We start from the raw sequence: 21,866 nt of genomic DNA, 5'->3' as shown, positions 1-21,866 counted from the left end.
CACACACACACACACACACACACACACACACACAGGCATCTAGCCTCACCTAACTTATTTTTACGCGCGCGTAGAAATTACGCAAATCCTTTAAACAATGAAACTCCGGTGAGTTTTATTGTTCCATTTGTCGTGTCCTTTTCCGAGCCGCGTAAGGAAGAAATAACGGAATAATATTCACTCAAAATAATCGAAAAATGAAAAGAAGAGATTTAAAGAAACGCGCCTACATTGTGCCATGGTGTAGGGTTATAGAAACCGAATGTGAGAGTTTTATCTGTATTTCAGGAAGCCTTGATGGCATAGGTTCAAACGTACAAAATAATTATGATGATAAAGGCGAGCACAATATGGGGAGCATTTATCTTGGCGACCCTTCATCCATGGCACCAGCTAAACAGCAGATAGGAAATTGGGAAGATGAATAACTTAAAAAAGAAAACAACATGAATAAGAAAAATATTTTATTAGGAGCATTTAGCATAGCAATTTTTTCGTTCACAGCTTGTAACAAGGACAATGACTATCTCAACGAAGATGGAACTGTAAATATCGAAAAAGCTATAGAGTTCAATGTAGATTTCGCAGACTACAACGAAGATCAAGAAGTAGGTGTGACACGTGTAAGCAATAAAGAAGAAAAGCTCCAACAACAGATGGTTGACCTCGGAAATGGTGTCCTTGCTCAATGTACCCTGCAACGTGACACTACCAAACGACCAAAATCAACAACACGTGCAATCCCCTACGGTACTTACACAATGCTAGCTTATGATGTATCTGATAACTCTTTAAAAGGCGAGATAACAGGAATAGTGAACGGTAGCATTTTCACCCCCTCATATAAAAATAGTAAGAGTATCCGTCTCATACCAGGAAAGACCTATGACTTTGTGCTATTCAACAACTTTGTGATACGCAATGGAAATCAGCTCAAAGTAACAAGAGATAATAATACTGATAGAGCATTGATTGCTCGTACAAGAAAGACCATTTCATCAACGCCTTATGATCAAAAAATATCCTTCACTCTCAAACGTGCTGCTTCCAAGGTTAGAATAAAGATATCATCTTACGAGAGCCTTGAACATGCTGCTATAACAACCAAATTTTATTTAGACGACGAAACGGGCCTACCAGGTAGTTCTATTTACGACGCGTCTATTGGAGAATGGGGTATGGGAGATGATAGAACTTCGGCTCTCTCACTACAATATATACCTTATTCTTTCGGAGGTACAGAGACCGACTCTTGGAAATACTATACCATGAATAAAAATGGAGACCATAATACCGCCGATATAATATTTACTCCTGGTATAGACGTCTCAAAATTAAAGCTAACCTTTACAAACGCTAGGTTTTATGGCCAACCAATAGCTAATAATATTACTTTTAAGTTCAATCCCTCGCAGACATTAAAGTTTGAAGAAAACGGCTCATATATACTCAATGTAGATTTGAAATATAATTTTGTTTATCTGATGAGCAATGGCGAAGTCCTTCCTCTTAAGGATATACCCAATAACGACGGAACGAAAAAGCCTATTGCTATAGTTATAAGTAAAAGTAGACGCATGGCAGTAGCATTGAAAGATTTATATGGGCCCAATGTGACTACCAGATGGTGGATGGATAATAGAAAAAATGTACAAACCAATACACACTATTATGATATTACCAGGTTTGTCGGTGGCACATACATGGAATTTAATGAAGTGAATACAAGTGGAAGAGATGAGACTTGGGATCCAGGATTTTCAACTGGTAATGTTGTTGGTGACAAAGTGAAAGGTCGAAATCCTGATTTCCCAGCTTTCAAAGCCGCTGCAGAATACAATCCAGGTATAGCATATACTGGTGGGCAATCTTTAGTATGGTATTTGCCTTCAATAAGTGATTGGAAAATAGCTGTTGCAGTATTGGGAAAAGTAAACCAAGAACTCAAACTGTTTAATGCTGAATACAATTTCAATAAAGGTTTTGCAAATACTGCCTTTGCCAGAAAAAGATTCAAGAATATTGTATCTTTCAGATAATCAATAAAATAAGAATGAATAAAGGGTAAATGGGTTACGAGATGGAAACGAGCGAGTTTCTTTCCCTTTCTTTATTTTGCAATGCTTCAATGAACACTTAATTTATAGTTGCAAAGATAGTCATTTCATTATGAAAAACGACACAAAATAATGGAAATCGCAAAAAACGTGGCGAAAAATTTGTTTTTCTCGTTTTCTTTTCGTAATATTGCAATTGAATGTCTGTTAATATGCACATCGTGCGAAACTCTGACATCCAAATTTTAATTAACGGTTCGGAGAATACCGAGCCAAGTATAAACTTTATTCTATTTAGTTATGAAAGCATTAGCTTTAGAAGTCTTTTCAAAAGACGAAATGGGTTTTATCAATGGTGGCGGTGATGTAACTGCAACTAAAACCATTATCAATGCAGATGGTTCAACAACCACCATTACAACAACGATTAAGGATGATGGGACTGTCATCATTGACAGAGTAACAACAAAGCCTTAAGAGTTTCTGTGTCTGACTATGCTCTTTCGTTCATAGTCAGACATTTTATTTTTATTTACAACTTTATATCTCTATAACTTTCTTGTTGTAATGTTTCGTGTTTTAATTTTAATTTTAATTTCTGTTTTCAGTTTTCAATCTCAAGCAGCAATAGTACCTCAAGATACATTGATGTTATCAGCTACCGTAGTTGATGAGGTACAAGAACCTTTACCCTATGCCACCGTACTATTAATTACAGAAGAAGGAGAAATTTTAAAAAGTACAACAACTGATTCAAAAGGGGTGTTCAATATAAGCAAAGAAGGAACTGATGGTAAATTTATTGCTGTCAGATTTATGGGATATAAACAAGCACGAGTCTCTATTCCTCTTCCAACTGTTATCCAGTTAGAACCGAATTCCAACACGTTGCAAGAGGTTATAGTTAAAGGAAAAAGAGCAGTCTATAAAGTTTCAGAAGGAACATTTGAAATAGACGTCTCAAAATCAGAGTTAAAAAAATTACCCGAAGTTGCAGATGTTCTTGCTTTTCTTCCAGGAATGTTGGCGACCGGTGGAAGAGTTGTACCTATATCAGGAGGCACACCTTTGTATATATTGAATGGAGTAGAACAAAAATCATACGATAGAATCGGTACGCTCCGTCCTGAACAAATAAAAACGGTAAATGTTAATTACTATCCACCAGCTAAATATTCGGCTCAATATGGTTGTATTATTTCTATTACAACAAACCAACAATTAACAGATTACTTTTCTGCTCAGGTGGAACATAATTCTTTGTTCGGACGGCGGTATACAGAAGAGGATGTATTGAGAATTTCTTTATCAAAAAAGAAATGGGATAATTTATTGTCTTATAATTTTTCATACCTCAATGAAGATAACACAGGTACCAATCAATACGATGTATTAAGCCCTAAAGGGAAAACGGAACGGTCTTCCATCTCTTACAATAATGAAATTCTTTCCAAGCCTGCTCACCATATTGTCGAAAGTTTCAGTTACAGACCCAATCAAAAATTTAATATAACATTTCAGGGTGATATAAATATCTCCAATAAGAAAGCGAATACCCAAGGAGATGAGTATAACTATGAATATGGTCTGAATACACTATATTCCAACACTCATCAAGATGAAAGAAGTCGTAATATTTCTGCCAATGCCGATTTGTTGGTAAATTATACAATGACAGATAAGCAACAACTATCTGTTTCTGGCGGTTATTTCTACGCTAAAACAAAATCAGAGATAGATTTAGTATCAAACAGTAAAAACCGTTCTTGGATAAATGGTAAAAATGACTATAACGCATTTAATACAAAGATAGAGTACGACTACAACTCGAAAAAGGGTTTCTCTCTAAATATGGGCTTTCAAGGAAATTCTATTCTGAACAAAGGCTATTCAAATTACATTTTTGAGAATACTACGACTCCATTCTATAATATAACGAGTAATCTTCAAGATGATGAACTCAGTTTATTTGCAACTATAAATCAAAAATGGAATAAACTCTTTATCACCGCAGGGGTTAGAGGAAGCATTTTTCATTCTGAATATGAGCAAAATAAAACAAATAGTATTACTGATACATACTTTAAACTCTTTCCTCGTATAACAGCCCAATGGCAGATAAATCCCGATTTGCTATTCATTGGAAGTATTATTACTCAGAATTCACGACCAATGTTTAGGGATATTTCCCCTCTTTTGCATTATATAAATCCTTATTTATATGAAAAAGGTAATTCATCTCTTAAATCTAATGATAGATACATTTATTCCTTATCTATGGTATGGAAGAATAAATTTGTCTTACAGGGAAGATACATACATGACGCTAATGCTGTTTTGTGGAAGTTCACCGAAAATTCTGAATTAAATGGAGCTCTATTGAATTCTCCCGTCAATGTAGATTACAATACATGGTTGTTTAATGCAAGTTATTCAGATAAATTCGGTATATATAGATTTGCTTATAATGCTTCATTTCGTTATATTCCAACAAAAATTAAATACTTAGATACTTATGCACCTAGAAATCCAAATATTGCATTTACCTTGGTCAATCAATTTGACATTACTAAGCAAATGATGGCGTCTATAGATTTATCTTACTCTTCAAAAAATGGTTTCTTGGGAGTATTGGAATCACCTAAGTATGGTTTATCTTTTTGGATACGGCAAAATTTCTTCAAAGATAATCGTTTACAAATTATCTTGAGAGGTAACGATTTATTACATAAATCTATATCAAAAACAAATGTATTCATAGATAATATCAAAGTACAAACAACTCCTGATTTCGATAGTCGCTTTCTTTTACTGACCATTAAATATACATTCAATGGATTTAAGGATACATTTAGAAGATTGAACACCAATGAAAGCAATCAGAAACGATTGAATTTGCAGTGATAATATTTTTGCAAATTTAATATTTACTTTAGTATAGTATTTTTAGTATAGTTTTATATATCATAAATGTACACCTTAGTTAGACAACGTGACGCAAAAGATTGTGGACCTTCTTGCTTAGCAATGATAGTTAAGCATTATGGTCGCGATTTTAATATTGATTCAATTAGAACAGTTTGTTCATTAAATCGAGAGGGAGTTTCTTTGCTTGGTATCAGTAAGGCTGCAGAAACTATCGGTTTCAAGACTGTTGGAGGTCGATTAAGTTTTGATACACTTGCATTTGAAGTTCCTTTGCCCTGCATTGTTCATTGGAATCAAAATCATTTTGTTGTTGTCTATAAAATAAAAAAGCACAAAAAAGGAAAATATACCGTATATGTTGCCGACCCTGGCAAAGGACTTGTTTCCTATACCCAAGAGGAGTTCTGCGAGCATTGGGTAAGTACTAAGACCAACGGTGAGGAGAAAGGTGTCGCCCTTCTTCTTGAACCGACAGAACAGTTCTATGCTCAAAACGATACAGAAACAGCACCGACTCAAAGCCGCGCGAAGTTCCTTTGGAACTATCTCAAAAAGTACAAGAGATTCTTTACGCAACTCATTCTCGGTCTGTTGCTCGGCTCGCTCCTGCAACTCATTTTCCCCTTCCTCACTCAAGCCATCGTTGATACAGGTATAGGAGGAAAGGATATAGGCTTTGTATGGTTAGTGCTCTTGGCAGAAATGATGCTACTTTTCAGCCGTACCGCCATCGACTTTATCCGCTCCAAAATACTCCTGCACATCTCCACACGTATCAATATCTCGCTCATCTCGGATTTCTTCATCAAATTGATGAAACTACCGATGAAGTTCTTCGACACCAAACTGATGGGCGACCTCTTGCAACGTATTGAAGACCACCGACGTGTGGAGCAGTTCCTCACCTCAAGCAGTCTGAGCCTGCTATTCTCGTTCTTCACCTTCCTTGTCTTCGGTGTCGTCCTTGCAGTCTATAATCTTGGCATCTTCCTTGTATTCCTCTCGGGGACATCGCTTTATGCCGGATGGATTATCCTTTTTCTCAAAAAGCGCAGGCAGTTGGACTACAAATATTTCGAGCAGGCAGGGCGAAACCGCAACGTTACCTACCAACTCATAGGTGGTATGCAGGAAATCAAGTTGCAGGGATGTGAGCAGCGCAAGCGTTGGGAATGGGAGGACGTGCAAGCCGACCTTTTCAAGGTCAATCTGCAAAGTCTTAATCTTCAGCAAATACAACAGGCAGGAAGCATCACCATCAACGAGATAAAAAATATCTTGATTACCGTTTTTGCTGCAACTTCTGTCATACAAGGCAATATGACGCTTGGTATGATGCTGGCAGTGCAGTACATCATTGGACAGCTCAACAGCCCCGTGGAACAGCTCATTCAGTTTATCTATTCTTGGCAAGACGTGAGCATCAGCCTTGACCGTATGAACGAAATTCATACAGAGACTAACGAGGAGAATGCGAAAAGAACACGGAATGCCTACATTGACGAAACACTTGAGGGACATTCCCTCAAGATAAAAGACCTCTCTTTCAAATACGACATCTACAGCCCAAAAGATATTCTCTCAGACATCAATCTCTCCATACCTAACGGCAAAGTAACCGCAATCGTGGGGGCGAGTGGAAGCGGAAAGACCACACTCGTTAAACTCTTGTTGGGGTTCTATGAACCTCTGAAAGGAAGCGTTCAAGTCGGCAGTGCCAATCTGAATGAATATAATCTCGGCTGGTGGCGAAGCCAATGCGGTGCGGTAATGCAGGAGGGGTATCTCTTCTCCGATACCATTGCGAGGAATATTGCCATATCGGATGATGAACCCGACATCGAACGTATCCGCCATGCTGCCCGTGTGGCAAACATCGCTGACTACATCGAAGCCCTGCCTTTGGCTTACAACACGATGATAGGACAGGACGGACAGGGCATCAGTCAGGGACAACGACAACGCATTTTGATAGCAAGGGTAGTCTATAAGAATCCAATGTTTGTCTTTCTGGATGAAGCGACCAATGCCCTCGATGCCAACAATGAACGAGCCATTACAGAAAACCTCTCGGAGTTCTACAAGGGAAAAACAGTTGTAGTAGTGGCACACCGCCTTTCCACTGTTCGCGATGCCGACCAAATTGTAGTTTTGGATGAAGGTAAAATTGTAGAGGTAGGTACACACGAGGATCTGACTGCTAAACGTGGTAAATATTTTGCCTTAGTGAAGAATCAATTAGAATTGGGTAACTGATATGGAAAACCAGGAAAAGAAACAGGAACGGAGTTTTGAGCTCCGCAGCGAGAAAGTACGCAGCATCGTGGGGCAGATACCCTCATCTCTCGTTCGTTATGGTATTACTGCCATAGGAGCTGTTTTGCTTTGTCTGTTAGCCGTAGCCTATTTCCTGCCTTATAAACAAGTGTATTCGGGAACGGCTACCGTACACGGAGCAACAACCGCAACACCAGCGGACAGCACAGATATAACCATCTTATTAAAGTTCGAGAATAAACGCCCCGACAATGTAAACAGACAAATGATTTATCTGCAATCTCCCTATGGAACGTTTGCAGGGCAGATACAGGACCTTTCTTCCGTCCGTGACACATTGGAGCGTCAGGAAGCCCTTTGTCGTTTCAAGCCAGCCGACATAAAAACAGTAGAAAACCAAACCATAGACTTCCAAATAACACGAACATCGGGCAATCTGCTGCAAAAAATGCTTGGGGGAATATAATTCCATCGCACATTCCTTATCTCTCCCGATAGTCAATGGTTAAACTCACTGCTTTCTCTTGGAAGGTAGTGAGTTCTTTTGTTAGTTGGATAAGTTCCTGCAACAAAGCTTTTACACTTTTCTCTGCCGTATAAAGGTGCATCAAGCGGACGACTTGATTATAGTTTATGCCAATCTTATGTACTTGGGCTGTGAGTTCAGAGAGCTTGCGGTAATACTCAACTGCGGACTTATCCACCATTATCACCTTGAATCTCTCTCCAAGGATACGGGCACGAACGAAATCGGACTTGCTCACTGCCCCCGACTTGTTGTACAGGTCGATGGCTCGCAGTTGGTCTTTCACATCTGGCATACGGGTGTCCCATCTGTCCCAGCGTGGCACTTCTTCTATCCTACGATGACCGTAGCGGTTGTTGTTGGCTATTTCTAATTTAGGCATAATCTTAACTTGTTTTGTTTGTTGTCTAATCACGACTTTGGAGTGATTTAATCCCCTTCGGGGCAAGGGTTTTTGTGGGACAAACGGTAGTTTGTCGGACAAAGACACACCTTGCTGATGTAGAAAATGGGATTATAAGCCCATGCCGTGTTACTGCATTCACTGAATACAGTAACTCAGCGTAGGCTTGCATTCGAGGAATGCAGTACTTCAGAGTTTCCGCCATCTTTCCACATCATCTTTGTATTGGTCGAGATGTTCTCGAAGCACCTGCTCCACATATCCTGAAACGCTTGCTCCCTGTTCACCGATTTTCCTCACCACGAAGTCCAACTTTCGTTGAGTTTCCTCTGATACATACACGGCTTTGCGGTGGCTGTTGCGAAAGGGCTGGAGATATTTCCCCTGAAACTCGGATAATTGCTTCCTGTCCCTTGTTTTTCCCATTCGTTGATGATTCTCTTCAGTAGAAGTAGCCCTTTCCTTTGGTGACAACTCTGTTTCTTGATTGGACGGTTGAGAATAGTCCTTGTGACTCTCCTTGTCATTTTGTTCCTCAACTTTAACAGGCTCAAATCTTTTCTTTTCCTCTTCATAATCTATGGGCTGATCAAAATCGGGCAACTCTTCTGGCTTGCGGAGCTTAACGCCATAATTGCCCATATCTCGAAGGGCTTGTTCCAGACGCTGTTTCCTTTGTTCATCTATTCTTGCCATAATTTCTTGGGTATTGCGTTATAATGCCTTTCAAGCATTGTTTGTATGTCGCTCTGTTTGTAAAGTATCTTCCCTCCGATTTTGTAGAAAGGAAGTGTTCCTAAGTTTCTGTACTCTTGGAGCGTGCGTGTGCTGAGCCGTAATTGGCTGCAAACCTCCTCGCCAGTGAGGTAAACCTCTCCGCCCAGCATCGGACGGGCGGTAGCGCAATAACGCTCCAGTTTCTTTAAGATGCCCTCCATCAGTTGTGCAAACATCTGCATCTGAGGGGCTTGCTGTGTAATGATTTCGTTCTCTGTCATAGTTCATTCATTGTTTGCGTTCAGTAACTCCGTGATGTCGCTCTCCTTGTAATAGCACTTGTGTCCAATCATTGAGAAAGGGATTTTCCCCGTATCTCTGTATGATTGCAGGGTACGTTTGCTGATGCCCAAACGCTTGCACACGGCTTCGTTGTCAAGCCATTCGTCCGTTTCGGGCGGATTGCCGATGAGTTGTTCGATACTGTGGATAAAGTCTGCAAATTCGGAGTGGTGTCGCTCCCACGCTTTGCGGTCGATGATAATGAGTTTCATTGCCTTGATTTTGTTTTGATTACTTTATTGTTACTCGGCAAACAAACTGTTATGCAGTCCATTGCCGTACTTATCGAGTGCAAAAGTAAACCCTCGGAAGCACCGCTGCAAGAAATGAGGAAAAGCAGGGAAATAGAGAGAAAACAAGAGAAAAGACCAAAGGAGATCCATCTGTGTTATTGCGGTAATGAGATGAGGTGCCGGCTCTTTCCTTTTATTATTTTGTTGTTTTATCGATAATTCGATAGTTCGACAAATCGAGATATCGAAGTGTCGATAGATAGTTTTATCGATAGATTATTTTGACGATATATAGTTTTGACAATAGATAGTCATGACAACAAATTGTACAAACAACAGATTGTCCGTATTATCGTCAGTCCTATCTGTTGTTGGTTGTTACGCCTTGCGTCCAAAGAGCCTGAGTATGCCGTATTCTTGTCGTGCCTATACTCTCTACGGCAGCCCTGCTCTGCAAGGTTGGGAGAGATGAATACAACCGCATGGCTATTGAAAATGGCAATACCACCTTGAAAAAGAAAAATCCTGCGGTGGAGATTCTTCTCTCCATCCGCAGGACTTGACCTTGTCAGGGCAGATTAGCTGCCGTTGTACCTTTGCACGATAAGAAACGGCATCAGGGACTTTGCGTGTGCCTTTGCTTACAACGCCTTTGGACTTACCCCTCCGTCTGACCGATTATTGGCAAATGATTGCTCTCGATGAGCAGCACAATCGTGCCTGTGAGTTCGGTGTAAAGACGGTCGTATTGCTCGTCAGAAGCAAATGTGTCCGTCAAACCGAACTTGTCGAATGTGGCTTGAACAGCCTCATTCGACAACAATATGGGTGCAAGCTTCTCAGGGAGTGGTGCAGGCAGTTCCCTCTCAAACTCGTTCTCTAAGACAGAAACAAGCGTGTCGTACTTGGAAAAGTGCAAACCTTGATACAACACCTCACTTGCTATGTTCTCTGCTTCGAGGTGCGAAAAACCTTGTGCCACAGCATCGCAGTAGGCAGTGAGAGCCATGTCTGCTCGTGTGGTGATAAACTCCGTGTCGTGCAATTTTTCGGGGTGATGCTCACTCATATAACTTCTTAATTTCAATCGAAAGTAAGAAAGTTCCTGTTTGTTGTTCTCTTTCATAATCGTTTGGTTTTCAATCGTGAATAATAAATGTTTGGTAATTACTTCCTTTTTATGCTTGTTGCAATGGAACGTTCTGCCGTGCTATCGACTCACAATAACCCTCAAATACAGAATGCTCCCTGTCAGTGAGTGCAGTCATATCCTCCTGTATCTTGTGGTCGGTTATCTTTCCGTAGATTTGTGTCGTACCTATATTGCTGTGTCCGAGCATCTTGCTGAGCGTTTCCATCGAAATACCATTGGAAAGGCAAATCGTGGTTGAGAATGTGTGGCGAGCCATGTGAAAAGTCAAGCCCTTATCTATCCGGCATATCTGCCCGATGTTCACACACGCAAAGGATGCTTTCCTTATTGTAAGATTGGGAAATATCAATTCGTCTGCTTTCTTGTCCTTGATATAGAGCGAAAGTATTTGTTTGGCAATGGGCAGAAGCGGAATGATGGCTTCCACGTCTGTTTTCTGCCTTTTGATGCGGATTTCCTCTGTGCCGTCTGCATTATGGATGATGTGTTTTGGTTTGAGCCGTTGCATGTCCACACGAGCCAAACCAGTGAAGGAACAGAAAAGGAAGAGTTGTCTTGCTCGCTCGAATTGTCTGTCAATGATAGGTGTTTGCAATACCCGTTGCAGTTCCTCCGTAGTGAGATAACGCCTTGTGCGGTGTGGAAGTTCTGCTTTGTAGTCTGCAAACGGATCGATGCGGATATACTTCTTCTGCTGACCTATGCCGATGAGTTTTCTAAGGAAGATGACCGCTACCTGAATAGTGGCAAGAGAAAGGTTGCGCTCTGATTTAAGGTAGAAGTCCATCCCTTCGATAAAACCATAGTCAAGCGATGAGTAGCGAATATCCTCCAGCCCCAAGCGTTCACGCAAATAAGCCTCAATGAGTTGTGTGGCATAGATGTAGTTGGCAAAGGTCGGCTTGGCAACCGTTATTCCCACACAAGGACGCTTTTCTTCAATAAATAGTTGGGCTTCCTCCAAAAGAAAACCTTTGGGCTTGTCTTCTTCCATGAGTTCACGCTTCAGTAACTCGGCGGTGATATAGCCACGTTGCCAAACTAATTCTTGGTATTTGCCTTTGGCTTGTTCCTCTTTGGTTTGTAAATAGCGGTTGATTTCCTTTGTCTCTTCGCCTATACCCTTGCACCGTCCCTTACGACTGTCCCAAAGTTCGGGAGCGATTTCCTTTCCCGTGCTGTATTGTACCTGTTCTCCGTCTATGGTGATGCGCCCCATAATCGGGCATTTTCCGTTCTTCTTCTCTTTGGAGCGGTTGATATAAAAGAGTGTCTTGAATGTACTTCGTGCCATGATGTCAAAGTTTTAGGGTGAATGTATCTTGTATTCGCTGCTGCACTATCTGCATATCCCTATGTATTCTTTCGGAGGAAACCGCTGCATATACCTGTGTTGTTCTCAGGTTGGTGTGTCCGAGCATACGGCTCACCGTTTCAATAGGTACACCTGCCGAAAGCGTGATAAGCGATGCAAAGGTGTGTCTTGCCATGTGAAAGGTCAGCGGAGTTTCCATACCGATATTTCGCTGTATATAGTGCATGCCATTGAGGATAACGTCGGTGGTTGGAACGTCAAAGACAAAGCCTGCCCTTATCCCTCTATAACGATTCATGATAGTCTGCGCAGGGGGAAGCACCTGTACACGATACGGAGTTTTGGTTTTCATTCGCCTGCCCTTGATGCAGAGTTCGCCCTCTTCCAAGACGATATTTTCCTCCCGAAGATTACGGACATCGGAGATAGCCAGCCCTGAAAAGCAGGAGAAGACGAACAAATCACGGACAATGCGGTAGTTTTCCCATTCAATCTCCAAGTCGATGATGTGCTCAAGTTCTTCCTGCGTAATGCTTCTCGGTTCGCCTTTTGGTCGCTCGTAACTGTAGCCCAAGAACGGATAGAAGTCCAGCACACCTTTCTTCACCGCCATGCGGACGATGGTCTGCAAAGTAGACACGGTACTCGATATGCTGCTGCGTTTCAGTCTGCGGTCGATGGTAAGATAATACTCAAAACCCTCGATAAATGCTTTGTCCAGCTGTGAGAGTGGAATGTCGCTTACCTTGTGCTTCTTCTGCACATACTCACGAAGCAGGGATAGCTGGTAGGTACGGAGTTTGAATGTCTTTAAAGCTCTATCAATGCCTATGCGCTCCTTTGTCTGTGTGAGATACTCCCCGAAACTCTCCAAGAGCAAGGCTTGACAGTGGATTTGCCCCTGATAGGCATCCCTCACGTCTGTGGCTGTGAAAGTTTCTTTCCTTTCACTGAGTTCGTGAAAGCGTGTGTGAATAAGTGCGGTGCATTCACCGAGTTTCTGATTGACTGACACAGCCATGCTACTCTTGCCGATAAGCCTTTGCTTACGGCTGTCCCAAAGAGCGAGCGGAGTCTTACACTTGGTGGAGAAGCCCGAATGGGTTCTGCCAACGGAGATTCGCCCAATGACAGGCACAAGTCCTTTCTTGTCGGTTCGTTTCGCCTGAACGAAGAACGATACTTTGAGTTTGTTTTCTTTCATTTTTCTGTCGTTTTTTCTAAATTTCCTTTGCTTGCAAAGGTACAGATGAACAAGTATTCCTGAGCGATGCAGAAAAATGAAAGATGAAGAATAAAAACCTATGACACAGTTGTTTACATTCAATTCGTAACCCCTTTTTGCTTTTCCCTTGATGGGTTACGATTTGGTAACGGAACTCCTGCCGCTTGATGCTCGTTTTCGCTTACTACTATAATAGCAGGAAAATGCTAAATAGTACTATTTCAAATAGTTATACTCCTTGCTTTTCCCTCTGTTTCCCTTAATTCTTAGCTACTGATTATGCGCAAGTAGGGTACCGTCCTTTATTTATGAATACATTTAATATATTCTATACAAGTACAGAGGTTCGTAATACTAAGGCTTACTCCTATCCTTTGCTATTTTTGGGTAGTGCCATAGGGTTCAAGTATGATAATAAATTCTATCTTGGAACGGCATACAAAGATGGAAGTAATGCTCAACATCAAATTCTTCCATTTGTAGCTTATTGATAGGGTATATTTAGTGGAAGGTGTGTTATTATCTATAAATAACTATCAGAAAACAGAAAAAATAACGCTTCCCCCACGAGGGAAACCTGGAAAATGGCCCTGGCAGCGTTTCCCCCTAGAGGGAAGAATAGAAAATCGAAAAAAACTATGTTTCCCCCACGAGGGAAACCTAAAAAATGGCCCTGGCAGCGTTTCCCCCTGGAGGGAAGAACAAAAAATTGAAAAAACTATGCTTCCCCCGCGAGGGAAACCTCGGAAAGCATTATCAGACAAACTTTTTACATTATAATCAAACACTTATTTCTTATGTCAGTTAAAAGCATCCACAAGCAACTGCTCCAAAACATGGAGCACCTCAACTTCGCCCAACACGTGTTGATAATGAACAAGGAGGCGAATATCGACAAAATCAAACCACTTCTTCCACCACTCGAAAAGGCTATCAAAGACGAGGAAGAAGCACTAAATCAGCCCACAAAACTCGAGGGAACACGGGAACTTATCGCACTCGACGAGGAACGCGACCGCGCATATCGAGCCATGCAATTCATGCTCAATTCGAAGCTGCTCGACGCCGATAAAGATACGGCCAAGGCGGCGCAGGATATTCAGGACGTGCTCGACCGCTACCCGGGTTTGGCCGCCGCGAACTACACAAAAGAAAGTTCGCTAATCGACAATCTCGTGGCCGACCTCAAAACGCCCGACGCGATGGCCGCCATGGGGCTTACCGGACTGACGGCTGCCATGGGACGGCTCGAGCAGGCCAACCTCGCCTTCGCCACCGAATTTCGCGCCCGATACAAGAAAGTCATCCCAGTAGGAACGTTCAACATAAAAGCCCTTCGCACGGCGGTCGACAAGGCCCTCAACGCCGTAGTTCGCCGCATGGAATCGCTAGCCGACCTCGAGCCCGAAACACCCAAACTGGCCGCGCTGATAACGGAATACAATGCCGTAATCGACGGTCGGAAGTTCATGCTCGCCCAGCGCAAAGGCACCAACAAATCGGCCCACGAGCGCGACATGGACAAATACGCCGCCCTTCTCGAGCCCCTCTTCGAAGCTCTGGAGAAAGAACGCGGCCTCTCGAGCGGTGCCCTCTCGTTCGCCCGCGAGTTCCGCGGAACAGGCAAGAAGCGCGCGTATCTACTGAACGTCGCCGGCAAGAGCCCCATCTGGGTCGTAATCTCTAAAGGCAAACTCGTCGTCGTTCCCGAGCCGAGCGGAAAATCAACCGGCTCCGGCTCTAAACACGGCGGCGGGAATGGTTCAGGCTCCGGTGGAAATGGCTCCGGCGGGAATGGTGGAAATAAACCCGGTGGCGGAACCGGCGGCGGCTCCCCCAAACCCGGACGAGAAGAAGACCCCGGAGAAGATAAAGTATAAGGGGAAATAATTCTCTCCATCCCTCCCCGAATCCGGGGAAGAAAGATAAATCGTTTATATAATCATTAAGACCTGCATCCGTCGTGACGACGCGTGCAGGTCGCTCGTTTTATACAAGCTTCAATTCTAGCAATTTTGTAGGAGGCGGAGATAGAATTGCTCGTATTGACGAGCTATTTTTTTATGGTCGTGATGCTTGACAATATAGGCTATGCTTTGTTTTTTTAGTTTAGGGATACGTTCGGGGTGGTTTATGAGTTGCTCGAGCTGATGGAGGCAACTTTCATATGTGGGTTCTACGTTTATGATTGGTCGCAAGGTGGGTTCATTGAGTATTTGGTAGTTTTCTGGTTCCCCTCCGCCTACGCATATTATTCCGCGGCTCATTGCCTCTAGGGGATTCATGGATGGTGTATAGCTGTAGAGCTGGTCGAGGATGATGTCGGCACCGTTCATCTTCTTTGTGTATTCCTCGAAGGGCAGACCTTCGGCGATAGTGAGTTTCACTTTATCGGGATATGTGGCGCGTAGGGTTTGGGCAGCGTGGAGCATGATGTCGGTGCCTTTATAGTGCGAGCGGCTGCGACTTATACCGATAAATATATTAATGGGGTAGGGGATAGATGAAAAAGTGTTTATGTGGGTGGAGTGGATGATGATGGGGTAGGGAATAAAGGTTATTTTCTGGGGATAGTGTGGAGTATAGGACACTAAATATTCATATAGTCCGGCTATGATACCGTGACATTCTCGAGCCATGAGTTTATTGAGATATTCTTTGTCGGTTCCAAGCCATTCATGTTGTTCTTTGATGGCTTCGGGGTTGTTGCGTAGTTGTTTGCCGATATTAAAGTCGCTGTATCGCAGGGGCATTTGGGTTATGTTGGTGCTAACCCAATAGTGGTCCATTCCATAGGCTCCGAGCACGAGTCGGCGGTTGTGTTTTTTTAGGTATCGGAAGATGGGTACAAGTCGGTGGGCTTTGAGTTCAAAGAATATGGGGTTGATGAATTGCACTATATCGTAGTTTCTTAGTCTGGGGAGGAGTAGGAGAACTTTTAGGAGGAGACATATTCCTCCTAGACGTCCGGGGCGACGCGCAAGATCAATATCGCGCGGATAGTTTTTCCAGAAATCGCCGTTCGATACCACGGTTACGGTATGACCGAGTTCGCGAAGCCCAATGGCGAGGGTGTTGTGAACGTTGCTGTATTCCCCGAGGAGCAGTATTCTCATTTTGCTTTGGGGAGCGCGGCGAGCAGTAGTTTCCGTCCGAGCTTATTGTTGGTGAGGAATCGAAAGTATTTGTATTTCTGGGTGTATTTCTTGTCGGGCAGCGGGAAGAGTCCTCTCTTTTCAAGTCGACGGAGTGCATGATTTAGATATTGCTCGTCGTGCGTCATGGTTATTATGTTGTAGATGTAGTCCATGGTGAGTTGAGCCACTCGTCGTTGCATGGCTGTTCGCTCTTTGCTTGGCATGAGGTCGGCTTTTTCTTGTAGTCGGATGATTATTTTCTCAGTGTCGGCAAGTCGTTTCACCTTCCATCGTTTGTCGGTTTTGTGTGTGATAGATTGGCTTCGTTCTCTGTAGAAGTAGGCTTGCGCGGGCGTTATGTAGAGATTCTCGGCTCGAATAACGAGTTGTGGTGTAAATTCTTCGTCTTCGTGGAGGAGTTCTTTTGTGAATCGTAGGTTCAGCAGCAAGCTGCGCTTGAAGATGTATCCGCATGCTGTTGCGCGAAGGTTGTTATGGCGCATGTATTCGGTTCCGGTGAGCGGTCCTTCGTACTGATGTTGTGTTTGTGCTTTGGGTATTCTGGTTTCATTGAAGAGTACGATGTCGGCTGCTTTATAGCGCACCAGGTCGAGACATTGCTCGTAGGTGTTAGGGATAAGTGCGTCGTCGCCGTCGACGAATTGAATGTAGTTTCCGGTGGCGAGTTCGATTCCAATGTTACGCGCCTGACTAAGTCCGCGGTTTGTTTGCCTGAGGTAGATGAAATCTGTTTCGTGGTCCATCAGACTTTCGAGTGGTGAAGTTTCGGAGCCGTCGTCGACGATAATTATTTCTCGTTCGCTTTTGCTCAGGGTTAGTGCGAGAATGCTTTCAAGGCATTCGCGAATCATTTCGTGAGGTTCGTTGAAGCAGGTGATGATGAAGCTCACGAGGGGTTTCTTTTCAGTCTTGCGTGTGTAAAATGATTGATCTGACATAAGCGTTTGATTCCTAAGAGTTGGAGTAATATGAGTTTCGGGGTGCTGAAGAATGGCATACGGGGTAGCCGAGGCGAAGCTTTCGTTGCATTGTATACGTCTAGCTGAATGTTGAGTAGCATTGCGTAGTAGTCCGAGTCAATGTTGGGCCATTGATTGAGGTAGCGTAGATGCGAGTCGAGTAGCTGAGTGAGTTCCTTGCCGGTTGCGGTTTGGGTTATTCCGTTGGGGTTGTGCGTATAGTAGTAGAGCCCCTTGTTTGTCGTTACCACCATCCGAGTTTCGTTTAACAGCTGGGGTAAGGTGAAGATGTCTTCAAATACTCTGCCTTCGGGATAGCGTATATTATTGAACAGTCGGCGGCGATAGATTTTGTTCCAAGCGTAAGCGTGCCGATAGGTTTGCGCTTTGAGCCAGTAAGCCGACATGTCGGTGTAGGTTGCCTCCGGGAAATTGAGGAGCTTTTCCTTAGGCGAACCATGATGCTCGAGCACGGGATATTCCAAAAGGTCAATTCCTTTTCGTGTCTCAAGAATATTCATCAGGGGAGTGAGCGTTTCGGGTGCTATGAAGTCGTCGGAGTCGATAAATGTTATATAGTTTCCCGTGGCTATTTCAATACCGGTGTTTCGGGCTGCCGATAGTCCTCGGTTCGGTTGATGAATTGCTGTGCATCTGTTGTCGGTTTCAGCGAGGGAATCAATCATCTGGCCCGACTTGTCGGTTGAGCCGTCGTCGATGAGGATTATTTCGTAGTTGGTGAATGATTGCTCGAGTACGCTCTTCACGCATCTTTGAAGTGTTTGCTCGACATTGTAAACCGGAATGATGATGCTTAGATTCATGAATTAAATGTTGATGCAAAAATAATAAAAAGTTTTAGGTGGCGTTTTAAGGCATGTGATGAAAAAAGAAGACAGCAAAGACCGTTACTCTCACATACTTCGTTACACCGGGCTCTTCGGTGGTGTACAAGGATTGAACATCCTTATCGGCATTGTTCGCAATAAACTTGTGGCAATGATTCTCGGCCCGAATGGTATGGGGTTGATTTCTCTTTTCAATTCAACCATCAAGCTTGTGAGCGATTCTACGAGCTTTGGTATTTCGATGAGCGCAGTTCGGAACATTTCCGAGGATTTCGACCGGCAGAATATTGAAAAACTCGAGGCCGACGTGGCGCTCGTGCGTTCGTGGAGCTTTCTAACGGCATTGCTTGGAATGTTTGTTTGCATAGCGTTCAGTCCGCTACTCAGCTCGTTCACCTTTTCGTGGCATGGGCACACGCTTCACTTTATTTTTCTTTCGCCCATCGTGGCAATGACGGCCATAACAGGCGGCGAGCTGGCAGTTCTCAAAGGTGTGAGAAGACTAAAGGCGCTTGCAGGCATATCGGTCTACAGTGTTATTGGTGCGCTGCTGGTTTCCGTCCCGCTTTACTATATATATAAGGAGAGGGCAATCGTACCATCACTCGTTATAATGGCCTTCATTCAGATGGCGCTCACGATTGCCGTTTCCTACAAGATTTTCCCACTCCGACTGTCGCTAAGCCGGAGTGTTTTGCGTCAGGGCTACAGCATGATTAGGCTCGGGATTGCTTTTGTCTTTGCGGGCATTCTTGGTTCGGGTGCCGACTTCGTCATCAGGAGCTACATAAGCAATGTGGCCGGAATAGATACCGTTGGCCTGTTCAACGCTGGCTATATGCTAACGATGACCTACGTAGGAACCGTTTTCTCGGCTATGGAAACCGATTTCTTTCCCCGTCTCTCGGGCGTAAGTAGTCTGGGATTCACTTTCAACCGAACGGTGAGCAATCAAATTGAGGTTATGCTTCTCTTGGTTTCGCCGCTGTTGGTTGTGTTCACCTTTACGCTGCCCATATTGCTGCCGCTGCTTTACACCGGGAAATTCCTGCCCGCCCTGGGAATGATTCAGATAATCGTGTTGGCTATGTATTTCCGCGCTTTAAAGTTGCCTGTTGAATACATTCCGCTGGCCAAGGGCGATTCTCTTTCCTATCTTTTTCTCGAAGCATTCTACGACATCGTGCTTGTAGTGCTCGTGATTATCCTTTTCAGAAAATTCGGACTCACCGGAGCCGGAGTTGCCGTAACGCTAGCCGGAATAATCGACTTTATCGTTGTGTTTATCTACGCCCGACTGCGATATGCATACAAACCCACTGCCGGGATTGTGAAATACACTCTAATCCAGCTGCCCATCGGTTTACTGGCCTATGCCAGTACATGGATTGCCGACCCTCGCCTCTATTGGAGCATCGGTGCGCTGCTTGCTATCCTCAGCATGACAGCCTCGCTTAGCATTCTCCGTAAGAAAACCCGACTTTGGGCCGCGCTGATGCGAAAACTCAACAAAGCGTTCCGTCGTGATGAGTAAGATTTCAGTACTCGTTGCAGTTTACAACACCGAGAAATATCTTCGTCAATGCCTCGATTCATTACTCGGTCAAACCCTCGACGATATAGAAATTATATGCGTAGACGACGCCTCTACCGACTCTTCGCCCGACATATTGCGAGAATATATCGCGGCCGACAATAGGATTAAACTCATAACCCTAAAAGAAAACCGCGGACAAGCACACGCCCGCAACCAGGCCCTCAAGATATCGACCGGCGAATGCATTGCCTTCCTCGACAGCGACGATTATCTCGCCTCCGACGCTCTCGAACAAATAGTCGGTACGTTCGACCGCCATCCCACAACCGACGCCGTACTCTTCAAAGTCATCAACATATTCCCCGATGCAAATGAAACGCCCTATCCCATGCCAGAGTTCGAGCAAATGAACGGTTACGACGCCTTTGTAGACAGTTTAACGTGGAAGATTCACGGCGTTTATGCTGTTAGGCGAAGCATACATCTCAAATTCCCCTACGACGAAACCGCCCGAGCCTTCAGCGACGACAATACAACCCGACTGCACTACCTCAACTCCCGCCACGTGCGTCTTTCCCGAGGGATATATTACTATCGCCAGCACCCCCAATCCGTAACCCACAGCATAAGCCTTCGCCGCTTCGACTACCTGCTGGCTAACGAAAGTATGAAACGCCAACTTCTGCAGCTCAACTCCTCCAGCGAGATACTTGATATATACGAAAACGTACGCTGGCTGAACCTCGTCGACCTCTACATGTTCTACTATCTCCACCGCCGCCATTTCTCGCTCGATGCCCGTCGCCAGGCCCTTTTCCGCCTTCGCCACACCCGATTAACCATTGAAACATCCCGTCTTCGCCCTTCACTGCGTCACAAGTTCGGCTACCGCGTCATGCCCTCTTGGCCCCTCTTCCGCCTTCAGGAAGAGCTTTATTTCTTCCTTCGTTCCCTCGTCGGCAGAAACCGCGAATCCTCTCAAGGAAGATAAGCATCACTCCGCAGGCTTGAAATCCTCTTACTTCTCCACAGCTTTCTACGAAAACGTGGGCCGGAACCGCCCCCCACGATACTACTTCTATTCTCCACGAATAGCGCTTTCGTTTCAGTCCGATATTATCTTTCGTGGGAAACGATAGCACCTTCATTTCAGCCCGATATTATCTTTCGTGGAAAACGATAGTACCTTTCGCCAAAAACGATAGTACCTTTTGCCAAAAACGATAGTACTTTTTGCCTAAAACGATAGTACTTTTTGGGCAAAACGATAGTACCTTTTTCAAGCCCTGATACAACCTTTTTATAATTAATTGTATATCAAGCGTTTAATAGTATTCTTTCGTGTGTCTTACCAAATGCTGAATACCCGGTATTTTTTTGTTTGAACAGTGTCGCCCCCGAGCCATATAATCATAATTGCTTACAAAATATGATTTGCCATATTGATATAAAATCTAGATTCATCAGCTTTTGAATATTATTCACAGTCGAATACCTATCTTTGGGGAGTCGTAAATCAGGAACCTCTTATGAATATACGCGAAATAATAGCTTGGTTCGAAAACAAGCGAAAAACTCTTCTCAAATCATTGAGCTACGGGCAGAAAATCAGTATGCTACTGGGTTTAGGAATTATCGTTGGTCTGAGTGGACTGTTTTTCTATTTGCTCCGAATGCAAACCTATATCGTGGGCGACGACCCGAAAGCATGCATAAACTGCCACATCATGTCGCCCTATTATGCAACATGGAGCCATTCGTCGCACGCCAGGAATGCAACCTGCAACGACTGTCATGTGCCTAACGGAAATATTGCAGCACACTATTTCTTTAAAGGTAAGGACGGTATGAAACACGTAGCCTATTTCGTCACCAAGAACGAACGCCAAACCATTCAAGCCGAAGAAGCGTCGGCCGAAGTTATTATGGACAACTGTATTCGTTGCCATAAACAACTCAATCAGGAGTTTGTGAACACAGGACGGATTGATTACATGATGGCCAAACGAGGCGAAGGACATGCCTGCTGGGATTGTCATCGCAATGTGCCGCATGGCGGAATGAATTCACTTTCGTCGACACCCGGTGCCGAGTTTACAGAACCGATGCCATCGAGTCCGGTTCCAAAGTGGTTGCAGAATCTGTTAGGGCATAAAGCTATCCCAAACCTTGAATAAGAAAACAAACA

20 protein-coding genes are annotated in these 21,866 nt (G+C 43.8%); 10 read left to right on the top strand and 10 right to left on the bottom strand.

Annotation, left to right across the window (positions count from 1 at the left end):
• The first annotated feature begins 197 nt into the window (after positions 1-197).
• The 6 genes from HMPREF9140_RS04020 (at position 198) to HMPREF9140_RS04000 (ending at position 7,728) form a co-directional block, all read left to right on the top strand.
• On the top strand, positions 198-428 hold the full coding sequence (locus tag HMPREF9140_RS04020) for a hypothetical protein (RefSeq protein ID WP_006951941.1): 231 nt from the start codon (positions 198-200) through the stop codon (positions 426-428).
• A gap of 18 nt (positions 429-446) precedes the next feature.
• Positions 447-2,039: a hypothetical protein gene (locus tag HMPREF9140_RS04015; RefSeq protein WP_006951938.1), complete on the top strand. Its 1,593-nt coding sequence runs from the start codon at positions 447-449 to the stop codon at positions 2,037-2,039.
• Positions 2,040-2,357: 318 nt separating this feature from the next.
• Positions 2,358-2,534, top strand: coding sequence for a hypothetical protein (locus tag HMPREF9140_RS10575; protein WP_006948310.1), 177 nt, complete (start codon positions 2,358-2,360; stop codon positions 2,532-2,534).
• Between the two features lie 90 nt (positions 2,535-2,624).
• Positions 2,625-4,961 (top strand): outer membrane beta-barrel protein, encoded by a 2,337-nt coding sequence (locus HMPREF9140_RS04010; RefSeq protein ID WP_004364870.1) that lies wholly within the window; start codon positions 2,625-2,627, stop codon positions 4,959-4,961.
• A gap of 66 nt (positions 4,962-5,027) precedes the next feature.
• The gene (locus tag HMPREF9140_RS04005) at positions 5,028-7,241 is read left to right on the top strand and encodes a peptidase domain-containing ABC transporter (RefSeq protein ID WP_004364871.1); all 2,214 of its coding nucleotides are present in this window, start codon (positions 5,028-5,030) and stop codon (positions 7,239-7,241) included.
• A 1-nt stretch (position 7,242) separates the two neighbouring features.
• The gene (locus HMPREF9140_RS04000) at positions 7,243-7,728 is read left to right on the top strand and encodes a hypothetical protein (RefSeq protein ID WP_004364872.1); all 486 of its coding nucleotides are present in this window, start codon (positions 7,243-7,245) and stop codon (positions 7,726-7,728) included.
• A gap of 16 nt (positions 7,729-7,744) precedes the next feature.
• Here the strand turns inward: HMPREF9140_RS04000 and HMPREF9140_RS03995 are convergent, their stop codons facing one another.
• The 7 genes from HMPREF9140_RS03995 to HMPREF9140_RS03965 form a co-directional block, all read right to left on the bottom strand.
• Entirely contained in the window at positions 7,745-8,170 is a 426-nt protein-coding gene (locus HMPREF9140_RS03995) for a plasmid mobilization protein (protein WP_004364874.1), read from the bottom strand.
• Positions 8,171-8,380: 210 nt separating this feature from the next.
• Entirely contained in the window at positions 8,381-8,887 is a 507-nt protein-coding gene (locus tag HMPREF9140_RS03990; protein ID WP_004364875.1) for a DUF3408 domain-containing protein, read from the bottom strand.
• The gene (locus tag HMPREF9140_RS03985; protein ID WP_004364876.1) at positions 8,875-9,189 is read right to left on the bottom strand and encodes a helix-turn-helix domain-containing protein; all 315 of its coding nucleotides are present in this window, start codon (positions 9,187-9,189) and stop codon (positions 8,875-8,877) included. The genes HMPREF9140_RS03990 and HMPREF9140_RS03985 overlap by 13 nt, the downstream gene beginning before the upstream one ends.
• Before the next feature lie 3 nt (positions 9,190-9,192).
• Positions 9,193-9,462 carry a helix-turn-helix domain-containing protein gene (locus HMPREF9140_RS03980; RefSeq protein ID WP_004364877.1) on the bottom strand — a complete coding sequence of 90 codons (270 nt, stop codon included), beginning with the start codon at positions 9,460-9,462 and terminating at the stop codon, positions 9,193-9,195.
• A gap of 679 nt (positions 9,463-10,141) precedes the next feature.
• Complete coding sequence (locus tag HMPREF9140_RS03975; protein WP_004364878.1) at positions 10,142-10,609, bottom strand: DUF1896 domain-containing protein; 468 nt, start codon at positions 10,607-10,609, stop codon at positions 10,142-10,144.
• Positions 10,610-10,661: 52 nt separating this feature from the next.
• Entirely contained in the window at positions 10,662-11,930 is a 1,269-nt protein-coding gene (locus tag HMPREF9140_RS03970) for a site-specific integrase (RefSeq protein ID WP_006948290.1), read from the bottom strand.
• A gap of 4 nt (positions 11,931-11,934) precedes the next feature.
• Positions 11,935-13,155, bottom strand: a complete 1,221-nt coding sequence (locus tag HMPREF9140_RS03965) for a site-specific integrase (protein WP_006951934.1) — start codon at positions 13,153-13,155, stop codon at positions 11,935-11,937.
• 818 nt (positions 13,156-13,973) lie between these two features.
• Here HMPREF9140_RS03965 and HMPREF9140_RS03960 point away from each other — a divergent pair.
• A complete protein-coding gene (locus HMPREF9140_RS03960) occupies positions 13,974-15,056 on the top strand; it encodes a DUF6261 family protein (RefSeq protein WP_006951930.1) in 1,083 nt (360 codons plus the stop codon).
• Between the two features lie 126 nt (positions 15,057-15,182).
• On the opposite strand, the gene HMPREF9140_RS03955 is transcribed toward HMPREF9140_RS03960, so the two are convergent.
• The 3 genes from HMPREF9140_RS03955 to HMPREF9140_RS03945 are packed head-to-tail and all read right to left on the bottom strand — an operon-like array spanning position 15,183 to position 18,117.
• Positions 15,183-16,292 carry a glycosyltransferase family protein gene (locus HMPREF9140_RS03955; RefSeq protein WP_006951928.1) on the bottom strand — a complete coding sequence of 370 codons (1,110 nt, stop codon included), beginning with the start codon at positions 16,290-16,292 and terminating at the stop codon, positions 15,183-15,185.
• Positions 16,289-17,272 (bottom strand): glycosyltransferase family 2 protein, encoded by a 984-nt coding sequence (locus tag HMPREF9140_RS03950; RefSeq protein WP_006951926.1) that lies wholly within the window; start codon positions 17,270-17,272, stop codon positions 16,289-16,291. Before HMPREF9140_RS03950 ends, HMPREF9140_RS03955 begins: the two co-directional genes overlap by 4 nt.
• Complete coding sequence (locus HMPREF9140_RS03945) at positions 17,221-18,117, bottom strand: glycosyltransferase family 2 protein (protein WP_006951924.1); 897 nt, start codon at positions 18,115-18,117, stop codon at positions 17,221-17,223. Before HMPREF9140_RS03945 ends, HMPREF9140_RS03950 begins: the two co-directional genes overlap by 52 nt.
• Positions 18,118-18,175: 58 nt before the next feature.
• Here HMPREF9140_RS03945 and HMPREF9140_RS03940 point away from each other — a divergent pair, with 58 nt between their 5' ends.
• The 3 genes from HMPREF9140_RS03940 (at position 18,176) to nrfH (ending at position 21,855) form a co-directional block, all read left to right on the top strand.
• Positions 18,176-19,675, top strand: a complete 1,500-nt coding sequence (locus HMPREF9140_RS03940) for an oligosaccharide flippase family protein (RefSeq protein WP_006951922.1) — start codon at positions 18,176-18,178, stop codon at positions 19,673-19,675.
• Entirely contained in the window at positions 19,668-20,669 is a 1,002-nt protein-coding gene (locus HMPREF9140_RS03935; RefSeq protein ID WP_006951912.1) for a glycosyltransferase family 2 protein, read from the top strand. Before HMPREF9140_RS03940 ends, HMPREF9140_RS03935 begins: the two co-directional genes overlap by 8 nt.
• A 538-nt stretch (positions 20,670-21,207) precedes the next feature.
• The gene (gene nrfH / locus HMPREF9140_RS03930; protein WP_006951908.1) at positions 21,208-21,855 is read left to right on the top strand and encodes a cytochrome c nitrite reductase small subunit; all 648 of its coding nucleotides are present in this window, start codon (positions 21,208-21,210) and stop codon (positions 21,853-21,855) included.
• Positions 21,856-21,866: the final 11 nt, after the last annotated feature.

Source organism: Prevotella micans F0438 (assembly GCF_000243035.1).
GTDB classification, from domain to species: Bacteria; Bacteroidota; Bacteroidia; order Bacteroidales; family Bacteroidaceae; genus Prevotella; species Prevotella micans.
Note: the sequence above shows the minus strand (reverse complement) of the source record. Positions and strands in the feature narration are given on the sequence as shown.